Annotated in this window: 13 protein-coding genes and 1 tRNA gene; all 14 read right to left on the bottom strand. The window is 55.8% G+C overall.

Annotated features, from left to right (window positions below):
• Positions 1-236: GTP-binding protein (locus AC07Y2_RS28370; RefSeq protein ID WP_316906963.1), on the bottom strand; the 236-nt coding region annotated here is incomplete at its 3' end.
• A gap of 31 nt (positions 237-267) precedes the next feature.
• On the bottom strand, positions 268-2,373 hold the full coding sequence (gene fusA, locus AC07Y2_RS28365; protein WP_039772423.1) for an elongation factor G: 2,106 nt from the start codon (positions 2,371-2,373) through the stop codon (positions 268-270).
• Between the two features lie 30 nt (positions 2,374-2,403).
• Positions 2,404-2,877 (bottom strand): 30S ribosomal protein S7, encoded by a 474-nt coding sequence (gene rpsG / locus AC07Y2_RS28360; protein ID WP_007957592.1) that lies wholly within the window; start codon positions 2,875-2,877, stop codon positions 2,404-2,406.
• A gap of 108 nt (positions 2,878-2,985) precedes the next feature.
• On the bottom strand, positions 2,986-3,357 hold the full coding sequence (gene rpsL, locus AC07Y2_RS28355) for a 30S ribosomal protein S12 (RefSeq protein ID WP_003186084.1): 372 nt from the start codon (positions 3,355-3,357) through the stop codon (positions 2,986-2,988).
• 215 nt (positions 3,358-3,572) lie between these two features.
• Positions 3,573-7,772, bottom strand: coding sequence for a DNA-directed RNA polymerase subunit beta' (gene rpoC / locus AC07Y2_RS28350; RefSeq protein WP_103385522.1), 4,200 nt, complete (start codon positions 7,770-7,772; stop codon positions 3,573-3,575).
• A 63-nt stretch (positions 7,773-7,835) separates the two neighbouring features.
• A complete protein-coding gene (rpoB, locus tag AC07Y2_RS28345; protein ID WP_039772428.1) occupies positions 7,836-11,909 on the bottom strand; it encodes a DNA-directed RNA polymerase subunit beta in 4,074 nt (1,357 codons plus the stop codon).
• A gap of 220 nt (positions 11,910-12,129) precedes the next feature.
• A complete protein-coding gene (rplL, locus tag AC07Y2_RS28340) occupies positions 12,130-12,495 on the bottom strand; it encodes a 50S ribosomal protein L7/L12 (protein ID WP_007957596.1) in 366 nt (121 codons plus the stop codon).
• 79 nt (positions 12,496-12,574) lie between these two features.
• Positions 12,575-13,075, bottom strand: a complete 501-nt coding sequence (gene rplJ, locus AC07Y2_RS28335) for a 50S ribosomal protein L10 (RefSeq protein ID WP_007957597.1) — start codon at positions 13,073-13,075, stop codon at positions 12,575-12,577.
• Between the two features lie 198 nt (positions 13,076-13,273).
• The gene (gene rplA / locus AC07Y2_RS28330; protein ID WP_003228754.1) at positions 13,274-13,969 is read right to left on the bottom strand and encodes a 50S ribosomal protein L1; all 696 of its coding nucleotides are present in this window, start codon (positions 13,967-13,969) and stop codon (positions 13,274-13,276) included.
• Positions 13,969-14,400 carry a 50S ribosomal protein L11 gene (gene rplK / locus AC07Y2_RS28325; protein ID WP_003228756.1) on the bottom strand — a complete coding sequence of 144 codons (432 nt, stop codon included), beginning with the start codon at positions 14,398-14,400 and terminating at the stop codon, positions 13,969-13,971. Before rplK ends, rplA begins: the two co-directional genes overlap by 1 nt.
• Positions 14,401-14,517: 117 nt before the next feature.
• A complete protein-coding gene (gene nusG, locus AC07Y2_RS28320; protein WP_007957598.1) occupies positions 14,518-15,051 on the bottom strand; it encodes a transcription termination/antitermination protein NusG in 534 nt (177 codons plus the stop codon).
• Between the two features lie 9 nt (positions 15,052-15,060).
• Positions 15,061-15,429, bottom strand: coding sequence for a preprotein translocase subunit SecE (gene secE, locus AC07Y2_RS28315; RefSeq protein ID WP_007957600.1), 369 nt, complete (start codon positions 15,427-15,429; stop codon positions 15,061-15,063).
• A 45-nt stretch (positions 15,430-15,474) separates the two neighbouring features.
• A tRNA-Trp gene (locus AC07Y2_RS28310) sits at positions 15,475-15,550 on the bottom strand.
• 53 nt (positions 15,551-15,603) lie between these two features.
• Positions 15,604-15,699 (bottom strand): EF-Tu C-terminal domain-related protein (locus AC07Y2_RS28305; RefSeq protein ID WP_463402504.1); only part of this gene is annotated, 96 nt, incomplete at its 5' end.

The following is a 15,699-nucleotide window of genomic DNA, read 5'->3' as shown; positions in this document are numbered from 1 at the left end:
TGAGCGTAGTGACGAATGTTCGAGTTGTACTCAACGTGCGCGGTGTTGATGGTGATACCGCGAGCTTTTTCTTCTGGTGCGCTGTCGATCTTGTCGAATTCAACTACGGCCGAACCGAAAACTTCGGAGCAGACGCGAGTCAGAGCAGCGGTCAGAGTGGTTTTACCGTGGTCAACGTGGCCGATGGTGCCAACGTTTACGTGCGGTAGGGAACGATCAAATTTTTCTTTAGCCACGACAATTAACTCCTAGCCTAAAGGGGCTGAATCAGCCTTGTTTTTTGGTAACGGATTCGACGATGTGCGACGGAGCCGTATCGTATTTTTTGAATTCCATAGAGTAGCTTGCGCGACCCTGGGACATGGAACGAACGTCGGTCGCATAACCGAACATCTCACCCAGTGGAACCTCGGCACGGATAACCTTGCCGGACACTGTGTCTTCCATACCCTGGATCATGCCGCGACGACGGTTAAGGTCGCCCATCACATCACCCATATAGTCTTCAGGCGTAACAACCTCTACCGCCATGATCGGCTCGAGCAACTCACCACCGCCCTTCTGGGCCAGTTGCTTGGTCGCCATGGAAGCAGCCACTTTAAACGCCATCTCGTTGGAGTCGACGTCGTGGTAAGAACCATCGAACACGGTAGCCTTCAGGCCGATCAGCGGATAGCCGGCAACAACGCCGTTCTTCATCTGCTCTTCGATACCCTTCTGGATAGCCGGGATGTATTCCTTAGGAACCACACCACCCACTACTTCGTTCAGGAATTGCAGACCTTCCTGACCTTCGTCAGCAGGAGCAAAGCGAATCCAGCAGTGACCGAACTGGCCACGACCGCCGGACTGACGAACGAACTTGCCTTCGATTTCGCAGTTCTTCGTGATGCGCTCACGGTACGAAACCTGCGGCTTGCCGATGTTGGCTTCGACGTTGAACTCACGGCGCATCCGGTCAACCAGGATGTCCAGGTGCAGTTCGCCCATGCCGGAGATGATCGTTTGACCAGTCTCTTCATCAGTTTTAACGCGGAAAGACGGGTCTTCCTGAGCAAGCTTGCCCAGAGCGATACCCATTTTTTCCTGGTCATCCTTGGTCTTAGGCTCTACGGCAACCGAAATAACCGGCTCCGGGAAGTCCATGCGAACCAGGATGATTGGCTTGTCAGCGTTGCAGAGGGTCTCACCAGTGGTGACGTCCTTCATGCCGATCAGGGCCGCGATGTCGCCAGCGCGCACTTCCTTGATCTCTTCACGGGCGTTTGCGTGCATTTGCACCATACGACCCACGCGCTCTTTCTTGCCTTTAACCGAGTTGATCACGCCGTCGCCGGAGTTCAACACGCCCGAGTAAACGCGGACGAAGGTCAAGGTACCCACGAATGGGTCGGTAGCGATCTTGAACGCCAAGGCCGCGAACGGCTCGTCGTCGCTTGCATGACGCTCCATCTCTTCTTCCTCGTTATCAGGGTTGGAACCCTTGATAGCAGGAATGTCGGTCGGAGCAGGCAGGAAGTCGATAACGGCGTCGAGAACCAGGGGAACGCCCTTGTTCTTGAACGAAGAACCGCAAACAGCCAGAACGATTTCGCCGGCGATAGTACGTGCACGCAAAGCAGCCTTGATCTCTTCGATCGACAGCTCTTCACCTTCCAGGTACTTGTTCATCAGGTCTTCGTTGGCTTCGGCGGCGGCTTCAACCATGTTGTTGCGCCACTCTTCAGCCAGCTCGAGCATGTCCGCAGGGATTTCCTTGCGAACTGGAACCATACCCTTGTCAGAGTCGTTCCAGTAGACAGCTTGCATGTTGATCAGGTCGATCTGGCCCTGGAAGTTGTCTTCCGAACCGATAGCCAGCTGGATCGGCACCGGAGTGTGACCCAGACGCTGTTTGATCTGACCGATCACGCGCAGGAAGTTGGCACCAGCACGGTCCATCTTGTTTACGTAAACAAGACGTGGAACGCCGTATTTGTTGGCCTGACGCCATACGGTTTCCGACTGAGGCTCAACACCCGAAGTACCGCAGAACACAACGACAGCGCCGTCGAGTACGCGCAGGGAACGTTCTACTTCAATGGTGAAGTCTACGTGGCCCGGGGTATCGATTACGTTGAAGCGATGCTCGTGCGGGTACTGCTTCTCGGAACCTTTCCAGAAGGCGGTAATGGCAGCAGAAGTAATGGTAATACCACGCTCCTGCTCCTGAACCATCCAGTCTGTGGTCGCGGCGCCGTCATGCACCTCGCCCATTTTGTGACTTTTGCCAGTGTAAAAAAGGACGCGCTCGGTGGTGGTGGTTTTACCAGCATCCACGTGAGCGACGATACCGATGTTACGGTAGCGACTAATCGGAGTAGTACGAGCCATAAAGCCCTCGCAAAATTAGTGAAGCTAAAATTAGAAGCGGTAGTGCGAGAAAGCTTTGTTAGCTTCGGCCATACGGTGCACGTCTTCACGCTTCTTAACAGCAGCACCTTTACCTTCAGCAGCATCCAGCAGCTCGCCAGCCAAGCGCAGAGCCATAGACTTCTCGCCGCGCTTGCGGGCGAAGTCTACCAACCAGCGCATTGCCAGAGCGTTACGACGGGACGGACGAACCTCGACCGGAACCTGGTAAGTAGCACCACCAACGCGGCGCGACTTCACTTCGACCAGCGGAGCGATGGCGTCGAGTGCTTTTTCGAAGAGTTCCAGGGGATCGGTGCCGGTCTTGCGAGCCGCAACGGTTTCCAGGGCACCATAAACGATACGCTCGGCAACGGCTTTCTTGCCGCTTTCCATAACGTGGTTCATGAATTTGGCGAGGATTTGGCTTCCGTATTTCGGATCGTCCAGAATCTCACGCTTTGCTGCTACGCGACGTCTTGGCATTGATAAGCCCTCAAACGGTCTTCAGGTTAGCTCGGGACAGATCCAGTGGATGCGCGCCCGACCTTACTCTTATCGACTCAATAAAATGAAAATCTGCAAAACGGCCGATTACTTCGGACGCTTGGTACCGTACTTCGAACGACCCTGGTTACGGCCTTTAACGCCGGAAGTATCCAAGGAGCCGCGAACGGTGTGGTAACGAACACCTGGCAAGTCTTTTACACGACCGCCGCGGATCAGTACCACGCTGTGCTCTTGCAGGTTGTGGCCTTCACCACCGATGTACGAGGAAACCTCGAAACCGTTGGTCAGACGCACACGGCATACTTTACGCAGTGCCGAGTTAGGTTTTTTCGGCGTAGTGGTGTACACACGGGTGCACACGCCACGACGTTGCGGGCAGTTCTGCAGCGCAGGCACGTCGGATTTCTCGACGATACGCTTACGCGGCTGACGTACCAGCTGGTTGATAGTTGCCATCTACTAGCTCCACTGTTGTCTTGCGACGCTATTGTCTTGCAAGAAAAGCAAAATGGCAGGAACGAATTCCCGCCAAATTTAGGGGATCAAGAGTCTAAAGAGGATCTTGTCCCCAGTCAAGGCAAGGCCCCGACCTCCCCGCTCGTCGAACCTCGACAAATTGTCTCGATTCGATGAACGGCTTGATCAGGGCCTCAGCTCATTTTTCGCAGAACTCAGTTACCGCTCGAGTTCAGCGCTTCGGTCAGTGCTGCTTCCACTTCACTGGCGCTCACGCGCAACGGCTTGTCTGCATCACGACGACGCTTGCGCTCGCTGTGATAAGCCAGACCGGTACCGGCCGGGATCAGACGACCCACGACCACGTTTTCTTTCAGGCCGCGCAGGTAATCGCGCTTGCCGGTTACGGCCGCTTCGGTCAGTACGCGGGTGGTTTCCTGGAAGGAAGCCGCCGAGATGAACGATTCGGTCGACAACGACGCCTTGGTGATACCCAGCAGAACGCGGGTGAACTTGGAGACAAACTTGTCTTCCGCATTCAGACGCTCGTTCTCTACCAGAACGTGAGTCAGTTCCATCTGGTCGCCCTTGATGAAGCTGGAGTCGCCGGACTCGGAGATCTCAACTTTACGCAGCATCTGACGCAGGATGGTCTCGATGTGCTTGTCGTTGATCTTCACGCCTTGCAGGCGGTAAACGTCCTGGATCTCGTTGACGATGTACTTGGCCAACGCGCTTACACCCAGCAGACGCAGGATGTCATGCGGATCGCTCGGACCGTCGGAGATAACTTCGCCGCGGTTTACCTGTTCGCCTTCGAACACGTTCAGGTGACGCCACTTCGGAATCAGCTCTTCGTACGGATCGCTACCGTCGTTCGGGGTAATGACCAGACGGCGCTTGCCCTTGGTCTCTTTACCGAACGCGATGGTGCCGCTGACTTCAGCCAGAATCGACGCCTCTTTCGGACGACGGGCTTCGAACAGGTCGGCAACACGCGGCAGACCACCGGTGATGTCACGGGTTTTCGAAGTTTCTTGCGGGATACGAGCGATAACATCACCGATCGCAATCTTCGCACCGTCCGCAACACCGACCAGAGCGTTGGCTGGCAGGAAGTACTGAGCGATAACGTCAGTGCCTGGCAGCAACAGATCCTTGCCGTTGTCATCGACCATCTTCACCGCAGGACGGATGTCCTTGCCGGCAGCCGGACGGTCTTTGGCATCGAGTACTTCAATGTTGGTCATACCGGTCAGTTCGTCAGTCTGACGCTTGATCGTGATGCCTTCTTCCATGCCCACGTAGGTCACGGTACCTTTCATTTCGGTAACGATCGGGTGAGTGTGCGGATCCCACTTGGCCACGATTGCGCCAGCGTCGACCTTGTCACCTTCTTTAACCGAAATCACGGCACCGTACGGCAGCTTGTAACGCTCGCGCTCACGACCGAAGTCGTCAGCGATTGCCAGCTCACCGGAACGAGACACAGCAACCAGGTTGCCATCCAAACGCTCAACGTGTTTCAGGTTGTGCAGACGGACGGTTCCTCCATTCTTCACCTGAACGCTGTCGGCTGCGGAAGTACGGCTTGCCGCACCACCGATGTGGAACGTACGCATCGTCAACTGGGTACCCGGCTCACCGATGGACTGGGCAGCGATAACGCCGACCGCTTCACCGATGTTCACCTGGTGACCACGAGCCAGGTCACGGCCGTAGCACTTGGCGCAAATGCCATAGCGGGTTTCGCAGCTGATCGGCGAACGCACGATTACTTCGTCGATGCTGTTCAGCTCGATGAACTCAACCCACTTCTCGTCTACCAGAGTGCCTGCAGGAACGATAACGTCCTCGGTACCCGGCTTGAATACGTCACGGGCGATGACACGACCCAATACGCGCTCACCCAACGGTTCTACAACGTCACCGCCTTCAATGTGCGGAGTCATCAGCAGACCGTGTTCGGTGCCGCAATCGATCTCGGTCACGACCAGATCCTGCGCCACGTCTACCAGACGACGAGTCAGGTAACCGGAGTTCGCAGTTTTCAACGCGGTATCCGCCAGACCTTTACGAGCACCGTGAGTCGAGATGAAGTACTGGAGTACGCTCAGACCTTCACGGAAGTTCGCAGTAATCGGCGTTTCAATGATGGAACCGTCCGGCTTGGCCATCAGACCACGCATACCGGCCAGCTGACGAATCTGTGCTGCGGAACCCCGCGCACCCGAGTCGGCCATCATGTACATCGAGTTGAACGATTCTTGCTCGACTTCGTCGCCGTGACGGTCGATGACTTTCTCTTTCGAGAGGTTGGCCATCATCGCCTTGGAGACTTCGTCGTTCGCTTTCGACCAAAGGTCGATCACTTTGTTGTACTTCTCGCCCTGGGTTACCAGGCCGGAGGCGTACTGGCTCTCGATTTCTTTCACTTCGTCGGTGGCAGCACCGATGATGCGGGCTTTTTCGTCCGGGATAACGAAGTCGTTAACACCGATGGAAACGCCGGAGATGGTCGAGTAGGCAAAACCGGTGTACATCAACTGGTCAGCGAAGATCACGGTCTCTTTCAGACCAACCACGCGGTAGCACTGGTTGATCAGCTTGGAGATCGCCTTTTTCTTCATCGGCAGGTTGACGACGTCGAACGACAGACCTTTTGGCACAACCTGGAACAGCAGCGCACGGCCGACAGTGGTGTCGACGATACGGGTGTTGTTCACGCTGTTGCCGTCACGATCGTTCACGGTTTCGTTGATACGAACCTTGATCTTGGCGTGCAGTGCGGCTTCGCCGGCACGGAACACACGGTCAACTTCCTGCAGATCCGCGAACACACGACCTTCGCCCTTGGCGTTGATCGCTTCACGAGTCATGTAGTAGAGACCCAATACAACGTCCTGCGACGGAACGATGATTGGCTCACCGTTGGCTGGCGACAGAATGTTGTTGGTCGACATCATCAACGCACGCGCTTCGAGCTGGGCTTCCAGCGTCAGCGGTACGTGCACGGCCATTTGGTCGCCGTCGAAGTCGGCGTTGTACGCGGCGCAGACCAGAGGGTGCAGCTGGATAGCCTTACCTTCGATCAGTACCGGTTCAAACGCCTGGATACCCAGACGGTGAAGGGTCGGTGCACGGTTGAGAAGAACCGGGTGTTCGCGAATCACTTCCGCAAGAACGTCCCAAACCTCTGGCAGTTCGCGCTCGACCATTTTCTTGGCCGCTTTGATGGTGGTCGCCAGACCACGCATTTCCAGCTTGCCGAAAATGAACGGCTTGAACAGCTCGAGAGCCATCTTCTTCGGCAGACCGCACTGGTGCAGACGCAGGGTCGGACCAACGGTAATTACCGAACGACCGGAGTAGTCAACACGCTTACCGAGCAAGTTCTGACGGAAACGACCTTGCTTACCCTTGATCATGTCAGCCAGGGATTTCAGAGGGCGCTTGTTCGAACCGGTAATAGCGCGGCCACGACGACCGTTGTCGAGCAGTGCATCGACAGCTTCCTGCAACATACGCTTTTCGTTGCGCACGATGATGTCCGGAGCGGACAGATCCAGCAGGCGCTTCAAACGGTTGTTACGGTTGATCACTCGACGATACAAGTCGTTGAGGTCGGAAGTCGCGAAACGACCGCCATCCAGCGGGACCAGTGGACGCAGATCTGGCGGCAGAACCGGCAGAACGGTCAGCACCATCCACTCTGGCAGGTTGCCGGAACCCTGGAAGGCTTCCATCAACTTCAGACGCTTGGACAGCTTCTTGATCTTGGTTTCGGAGTTGGTTTGCGGAATTTCTTCACGCAGACGGCCAATCTCGTGTTCCAGGTCGATAGCGTGCAGCAGTTCGCGGACAGCTTCGGCACCCATGCGGGCGTCGAAATCGTCACCAAACTCTTCCAGCGCTTCGAAGTACTGCTCGTCGTTCAGCAACTGACCTTTTTCAAGAGTGGTCATGCCCGGATCGATAACGACATAGCTCTCGAAGTAGAGAACGCGTTCGATATCACGCAGGGTCATATCCATCAGCAGGCCGATACGGGACGGCAGCGATTTCAGGAACCAGATGTGGGCAACCGGCGAAGCCAGTTCGATGTGCGCCATGCGCTCACGACGAACCTTGGCCAGTGCAACTTCAACGCCGCACTTCTCGCAGATCACACCACGGTGCTTCAAGCGCTTGTACTTACCGCACAGGCACTCGTAATCCTTTACCGGGCCAAAGATCTTGGCGCAGAACAGACCGTCACGCTCAGGTTTGAACGTACGGTAGTTGATGGTTTCCGGCTTTTTAACTTCACCGAACGACCACGAGCGGATCATCTCAGGCGAGGCCAATCCGATACGGATGGCGTCGAACTCTTCGACTTGACCCTGGTTTTTCAGCAAATTCAGTAGGTCTTTCAAGGCCTTTCCTCCTGGCGGAGCAGAGAGCGGGCAATCCTGCCCCGCTCTCGATCGCGTCACGTGTTATTCGGTTTCCAGATCGATATCGATGCCGAGGGAACGAATTTCCTTGATCAACACGTTGAAGGACTCGGGCATGCCCGGCTCCATACGGTGATCGCCGTCCACGATGTTTTTGTACATCTTGGTCCGGCCGTTCACATCGTCCGACTTCACTGTGAGCATTTCTTGCAGAGTGTAAGCAGCACCGTATGCTTCCAGTGCCCAGACCTCCATCTCCCCGAAACGCTGACCACCGAACTGCGCCTTACCACCCAGCGGCTGCTGGGTAACCAGGCTGTACGAACCGGTAGAACGCGCATGCATCTTGTCGTCTACCAAGTGGTTCAGCTTCAGCATGTACATGTAGCCAACGGTAACTGGACGCTCGAACTTGTTGCCGGTACGGCCGTCGGTCAGCTGCATCTGGCCGCTTTCTGGCAGGTCTGCCAGTTTCAGCATGGCCTTGATTTCGCTTTCCTTGGCACCGTCGAACACTGGAGTGGCCATTGGAACACCGCCACGCAGGTTCTTCGCCAGATCCAGGATTTCCTGATCGGAGAAGCTGTCCAGATCTTCGTTACGACCGCCGATCTGGTTGTAGATCTCGTCCAGGAAAGTACGCAGTTCAGCGACTTTACGCTGCTCCTCGACCATCCGGTTGATCTTCTCGCCCAGACCTTTGGCCGCGAGGCCGAGGTGGGTTTCAAGGATCTGACCAACGTTCATACGCGAAGGTACGCCCAGTGGGTTGAGGACGACGTCGACCGGTGTGCCATTGGCATCGTGCGGCATGTCTTCAACCGGCATGATCACGGAGACCACACCTTTGTTACCGTGACGACCGGCCATCTTGTCGCCCGGCTGGATGCGACGACGGATTGCCAGGTAAACCTTGACGATTTTCAGCACACCTGGAGCCAGGTCATCGCCCTGCTGCAGTTTGCGCTTCTTGTCTTCGAACTTGTCGTCCAGCAGACGGCGACGATCAACGATGTAGGCCTGGGCCTTCTCGAGCTGCTCGTTCAGAGCATCTTCAGCCATGCGCAGTTTGAACCACTGACCATGCTCAAGACCGTCGAGTACTTCGTCGGTGATGTCCTGACCTTTCTTCAGGCCCGCGCCACCCTCAGCCTTGTGGCCTACCAGAGCGGAACGCAGACGCTCGAAGGTCGCGCCTTCAACGATGCGGAACTCTTCGTTCAGATCCTTGCGGATCTCGTCCAGCTGGGACTTCTCGATCGACAGGGCACGAGCATCACGCTCAACGCCGTCACGAGTGAAGACCTGTACGTCGATGACAGTACCTTTGGTGCCGGTGGGCACACGCAGGGAAGTGTCTTTAACGTCGCTGGCTTTCTCACCGAAGATTGCGCGCAGCAGTTTTTCTTCCGGAGTGAGTTGGGTCTCGCCTTTCGGAGTGACCTTACCTACCAGGATGTCGCCTGCGCCGACTTCAGCACCTACGTAAACGATACCGGCTTCGTCCAGCTTGTTCAGTGCAGCTTCACCCACGTTAGGGATGTCCGCAGTGATTTCCTCTGGGCCAAGCTTGGTGTCACGAGCCACACAGGTCAGTTCCTGAATGTGGATCGTGGTGAAACGGTCTTCCTGAACCACACGCTCGGACAGGCAGATGGAGTCTTCGAAGTTGAAGCCGTTCCATGCCATGAACGCGATGCGCATGTTCTGACCCAGCGCCAGTTCACCCATGTCGGTGGACGGGCCGTCGGCCATGATGTCGCCACGCTGAACACGATCACCCTTGCTCACCAGCGGACGCTGGTTGATGCAGGTGTTCTGGTTCGAGCGGGTGTATTTGGTCAGGTTGTAGATGTCGACACCAGCTTCGCCGGTTTCAACTTCGTCATCGGCAACGCGAACCACGATACGGCTGGCATCAACGGAGTCGATCACGCCGCCACGACGAGCCACGACGCAAACGCCGGAGTCGCGAGCCACGTTACGCTCCATGCCGGTACCGACCAGCGGCTTGTCAGCGCGCAGGGTTGGTACAGCTTGACGCTGCATGTTCGAACCCATCAACGCACGGTTGGCGTCGTCGTGCTCGAGGAACGGAATCAGCGACGCTGCAACCGAAACTACCTGCTTCGGCGAAACGTCCATCAAGGTGACATCTTCCGGCGCCTTGACGGTGAATTCGTTCAGGTGACGTACGGCTACCAGTTCGTCGATCAGGACTTTCTGCTCGTTCATGGTCGCCGAAGCCTGCGCGATCACGTGATCGGCTTCTTCAATGGCGGACAGGAACACGATGTCGTCGGTGACCACACCCTCTTTCACCACGCGGTACGGGCTCTCGAGGAAGCCGTACTGGTTGGTGCGAGCGTAAGCAGCCAGCGAGTTGATCAGACCGATGTTCGGACCTTCCGGCGTTTCAATCGGGCAGACACGACCGTAGTGAGTCGGGTGTACGTCACGGACTTCGAAGCCCGCGCGCTCACGAGTCAGACCGCCAGGGCCGAGTGCAGAGACACGACGCTTGTGGGTGATCTCGGACAACGGGTTGTTCTGGTCCATGAACTGCGACAGCTGGCTGGAACCGAAGAACTCTTTCACCGCCGCAGCCACTGGCTTGGCGTTGATCAGGTCTTGCGGCATCAGGCCTTCGCTTTCAGCCATCGACAGACGCTCTTTGACCGCACGCTCAACACGTACCAGGCCAACGCGGAACTGGTTCTCGGCCATTTCGCCTACGCAGCGAACACGACGGTTACCCAGGTGGTCGATGTCGTCGACGATGCCTTTACCGTTACGGATGTCGACCAGAGTCTTCAGTACCGCGACGATGTCTTCCTTGCACAGCACGCCCGAACCTTCGATCTCGGTACGACCGATACGACGGTTGAACTTCATCCGGCCGACCGCAGACAGGTCATAGCGCTCAGGGCTGAAGAACAGGTTGTTGAACAGGGTCTCGGCAGCGTCTTTGGTTGGCGGCTCGCCTGGACGCATCATGCGATAGATCTCGACCAGCGCTTCCAATTGGTTGCTGGTGGAGTCGATCTTCAGAGTGTCGGAGACGAACGGACCGCAGTCGATGTCGTTGGTGTACAGAGTTTCGATGCGTACGACGCCGGCCTTGGCGATTTTCGCCAGGATCTCGGTCGACAGCTCGGTATTGCACTCTGCCAGGATCTCACCGGTAGCCGGGTGCACGATCGCCTTGGCGGTGGTACGACCCAGAACGTAATCCAGAGGCACGTCCAGCTCTTTGATCCCGGCTTTTTCCAGCTGGTTGATGTGGCGGGCAGTAATACGACGGCCCTGCTCAACGATCACCTTGCCTTTGTCGTCCTGGATGTCGAGAACAGCAACTTCACCACGCAGGCGCTGAGGCACCAGCTCCAGGCTCAGGCCTTCGCCTTTCACGTGGAATACGTTGGTGGTGTAGAACGCGTCCAGCACTTCCTCGGTGGTATAACCGAGCGCGCGCAGCAGTACCGAGGCCGGCAGCTTACGACGACGGTCGATACGCACGAATACGCAGTCTTTCGGGTCGAACTCGAAGTCCAGCCACGAACCGCGGTAAGGAATGATGCGCGCGGAGTACAGCAGTTTGCCGGAGCTGTGCGTCTTGCCACGGTCGTGGTCGAAGAACACGCCCGGGGAACGGTGCAGCTGGGAAACGATAACACGCTCGGTACCGTTGATTACGAAGGTACCGTTCTCAGTCATCAATGGGATTTCACCCATGTAGACTTCTTGCTCTTTGATGTCCTTGATCGCTTTGTTCGACGATTCTTTGTCGAAAATGATCAGGCGCACTTTTACCCGCAAAGGTACGGCGAAAGTTACACCGCGCAATACGCATTCTTTGACATCAAATGCCGGCTCGCCCAGGCGATAACCGACGTACTCCAGCGCAGCATTGCCGGAGTAGCTGATGATCGGGAAAACGGATTTGAAGGCCGCATGCAGGCCCACGTCGCGGAACTGATCTTTAGTCGCTCCCGCTTGCAAGAATTCACGATACGAATCCAGCTGGATGGCCAGGAGGTAAGGCACATCCATGACGTCCGGCAACTTGCTAAAGTCCTTGCGGATACGTTTTTTCTCAGTATATGAGTAAGCCATCAGCGTTCCCCAGCTTGGTCACCTGCTTGTTTGGCCCCTCCCGACGGGAGCAGCCAGAAAATCGTGCAAACCCCATGGTTTGCGCCACCGCATCGGGTGGTTACAGCTCGTTATCGACACCGACCCAGTCGGCTGCCAATAACGGAAAAAGGCCGGTGGCAAGAGCCACCAGCCATCAGCCTGTCGCTTGACGCTCGGGCTGGAGGAGCAAAGTCGATGCTTACTTCAGCTCGACTTTAGCGCCTGCTTCTTCCAGCTTCTTCTTAGCGTCTTCAGCAGCTTCTTTCGAAACGCCTTCAGCTACAACCTGAGGAGCGCCGTCGACTTTCTCTTTGGCTTCTTTCAGGCCCAGACCGGTCAGTTCACGAACTGCCTTGATCACGTTTACTTTCTTCTCGCCGGCTTCAACCAGAACAACGTTGAACTCGGTTTGCTCTTCAACAACAGCGGCAGCAGCAGCTGGACCAGCAGCAGCAACAGCAGCGGTCACGCCGAAGGTTTCTTCCATTGCTTTGATCAGCTCAACAACTTCCAGAACGGTTTTCTGGCCGATTGCTTCGATGATTTGTTCGTTAGTCAGAGACATGACTCAATTCCTGATTTGGTGGACAGCCTGTACGGCCGTCGAAATAAACAAAAATACGCGAGAGTGGAAACGCTCAGCCTCAGGCTGCAGCTGCTTCTTTCTGATCGCGAATTGCCGCCAGAGTACGAGCCAGCTTGCTGGTAGCGCCTTGAATCACGCTCATCAGTTTCGCAATAGCTTCGTCGCGAGTTGGCAGGCTTGCCAGCACGTCGATCTCATTCGCTGCGAGGAACTTGCCCTCGAACGAAGCTGCCTTGATCTCGAACTTGTCCTGACCCTTGGCAAATTCCTTGAACAGACGAGCTGCAGCGCCCGGGTGTTCGTTGGAGAATGCAATCAGGGTCGGGCCGGTGAACACGTCGTTGAGGACACTGTAAGGAGTGTCAGCAACAGCGCGCTTGAGCAGGGTGTTACGTACAACACGTACGTAAACGCCAGCTTCACGAGCCTCTTTACGGAGTCCGGTCATTGCGCCTACTGTTACGCCACGGGCATCAACCACGACAGCGGACAGAGCGACTTTGGCAGCCTCGTTGACTTCAGCGACGATGGCCTTCTTGTCTTCGAGATTAATTGCCACGGGTTTAACTCCTGCTTGTTACCGTTTCATTCGATCGAAACCGAATGTCGTTTTGGTGTCTGATTCGGTAAGGAACCGGGAGCACCATCTGCGTAGGCTTGAGGTTTAAGACTTGCGTCGCCTACGGTCTTGGATAGCCCCCGCCAGGCAGGGACCCCAATCTTTCAATTGGCGCAGTCAACTGCGCCAATTTTTGTCTTACGCGTCCAGCGAGCTCTGATCGATGACCAGACCTGGGCCCATAGTGGTGCTCAGGGTAACGCGCTTGACGTAGATACCTTTCGAAGAAGCTGGCTTGATACGCTTCAGATCAGCGATCAGGGCTTCAACGTTTTCCTTCAGCTTGACGGCATCGAAGCCGATCTTGCCAACGGAAGTGTGAATGATGCCGTTTTTGTCGGTGCGATAACGAACCTGACCAGCCTTGGCATTTTTAACCGCGGTAGCGACGTCTGGGGTAACAGTGCCGACTTTCGGGTTAGGCATCAGACCACGTGGACCGAGGATCTGACCCAGTTGACCTACAACGCGCATGGCATCCGGGGATGCGATCACTACGTCATAGTTCAGGTCGCCGCCTTTCATTTCGGCAGCCAGGTCGTCCATACCTACACGGTCAGCGCCGGCAGCCAGAGCGGCCTCAGCAGCTGGACCCTGGGTGAACACAGCAACGCGAACAGTCTTGCCAGTGCCGTGTGGCAGCACAGTAGCGCTACGAACGACCTGGTCGGATTTACGCGGGTCTACGCCCAGGTTTACAGCTACGTCGAACGACTCGCTGAACTTGACAGTCGACAGCTCGGCCAGCAGTGCAGCGGCGTCTACAATGTTGTAGGCCTTGCCTGCTTCGATTTTGCCGGCGATAGCCTTTTGACGCTTGGTCAGCTTAGCCATTACACACCCTCCACGTTAAGGCCCATGCTACGAGCAGAACCGGCGATAGTACGCACGGCTGCATCCATATCAGCTGCAGTCAGATCCGCGTTTTTGGTTTTCGCGATTTCTTCCAGCTGAGCACGGGTAACAGTGCCAACCTTAACGGTGTTCGGACGAGCGGAACCGCTGGTCAGACCGGCCGCCTTCTTCAGCAGAACCGAAGCAGGGGTGGATTTGGTTTCGAAAGTGAAGCTACGGTCGCTGTAGACAGTGATGATCACTGGAGTCGGCAGACCAGCTTCCAGACCCTGGGTACGGGCGTTGAAAGCTTTGCAGAATTCCATGATGTTCACGCCGTGCTGACCCAGAGCAGGACCAACAGGTGGACTTGGGTTAGCCTGAGCGGCCTTCACTTGCAGCTTGATGTAAGCGGTAATCTTCTTGGCCATGAGGCACTCCAATTACGGGTTCGAACGCCTCGAAAGGCTCCCCGGTTACTTGCGCGTTTATCCCAGTGACGACAAAACCCCACAGCCTAGGGCTGCGGGGTTGGGATGCTTGCTCAGCTAGACCTTTTCGACCTGACTGAACTCCAACTCTACCGGAGTAGAGCGTCCGAAAATGAGCACTGCCACTTGGATCCGGCTCTTTTCGTAGTTAACTTCTTCAACAACGCCGTTAAAGTCAGCGAACGGCCCGTCATTGACTCGAACGGTTTCGCCTGGCTCGAACAACGTCTTCGGCTTCGGCTTGTCGCTACCGTCGGCAACGCGACGCAAAATCGCCTCAGCTTCTTTATCGGTGATTGGTGCCGGCTTATCAGCAGTACCGCCGATAAAACCCATCACCCGAGGAGTATCCTTGACCAAGTGCCAAGTACCCTCGTTCATATCCATCTGAACCAGCACATAACCCGGGAAGAATTTGCGCTCGCTTTTGCGTTTCTGGCCATTACGCATTTCAACCACTTCTTCAGTGGGAACCAGAATTTCGCCGAAGCCATCTTCCATGCCAGCCAGCTTTACACGCTCGATCAACGAACGCATTACATGCTTCTCGTAACCCGAGTAAGCATGCACAACGTACCAACGCTTAGCCACGGGACACCCTTAGCCGACAATCAAGGAAACAAGCCAGCCGAGCAGGGAATCAAGCCCCCACAACAGCAACGCCATAACCAGAACAACAGCCACAACAATCAGCGTGGTCTGCGTGGTTTCTTGGCGAGTTGGCCATACGACTTTACGAATCTCGGTGCGAGCTTCCTTAACCAGTACAAAGAAAGACTTGCCCTTGGCAGTCTGCAGACCTACAAAGGCGGCTACAGCAGCAATGACAAGCAATGCGAGTACACGGTACAGGATCGGCGAAGCAGCGTAATACTGATTACCGACAACGCCAACAATTACCAAAGCGACTACGACGAGCCACTTGAGTAAATCGAAGCGAGAGCCTTGAGCTTCAGCTTTAGGAGTCATCTATGAAGATCCTGTGAAAAGAAAGCCAGACACACCAAGTGAATCTGGCAGGTCAGGAGGGAATCGAACCCCCAACCTACGGTTTTGGAGACCGTCGCTCTGCCAATTGAGCTACTGACCTAAAACAAAATCAGGCCGACCATTATGCCGGCCTGAAAAAGACATTACAACTGTTTACTCGATGATCTTAGCCACGACGCCAGCACCAACGGTACGGCCGCCTTCACGGATTGCGAAACGCAGACCGTCTTCCATCGCGATGGTTTTGAT

This window comes from Pseudomonas sp. GW456-12-1-14-TSB6, assembly GCF_059424205.1.
Note: the sequence above shows the minus strand (reverse complement) of the source record. Positions and strands in the feature narration are given on the sequence as shown.

What these genes read in the sequence shown, in the direction of transcription:
- rplA (WP_003228754.1), bottom strand. Translation starts at nt 13,969, where the DNA reads ATGGCTAAGCTGACCAAGCGTCAAAAGGCTATCGCCGGCAAAATCGAA.
- rplL (WP_007957596.1), bottom strand. Translation starts at nt 12,495, where the DNA reads ATGTCTCTGACTAACGAACAAATCATCGAAGCAATCGGCCAGAAAACC.
- rpsG (WP_007957592.1), bottom strand. Translation starts at nt 2,877, where the DNA reads ATGCCAAGACGTCGCGTAGCAGCAAAGCGTGAGATTCTGGACGATCCG.
- rpsL (WP_003186084.1), bottom strand. Translation starts at nt 3,357, where the DNA reads ATGGCAACTATCAACCAGCTGGTACGTCAGCCGCGTAAGCGTATCGTC.
- secE (WP_007957600.1), bottom strand. Translation starts at nt 15,429, where the DNA reads ATGACTCCTAAAGCTGAAGCTCAAGGCTCTCGCTTCGATTTACTCAAG.
- rpoB (WP_039772428.1), bottom strand. Translation starts at nt 11,909, where the DNA reads ATGGCTTACTCATATACTGAGAAAAAACGTATCCGCAAGGACTTTAGC.
- rplK (WP_003228756.1), bottom strand. Translation starts at nt 14,400, where the DNA reads ATGGCCAAGAAGATTACCGCTTACATCAAGCTGCAAGTGAAGGCCGCT.
- fusA (WP_039772423.1), bottom strand. Translation starts at nt 2,373, where the DNA reads ATGGCTCGTACTACTCCGATTAGTCGCTACCGTAACATCGGTATCGTC.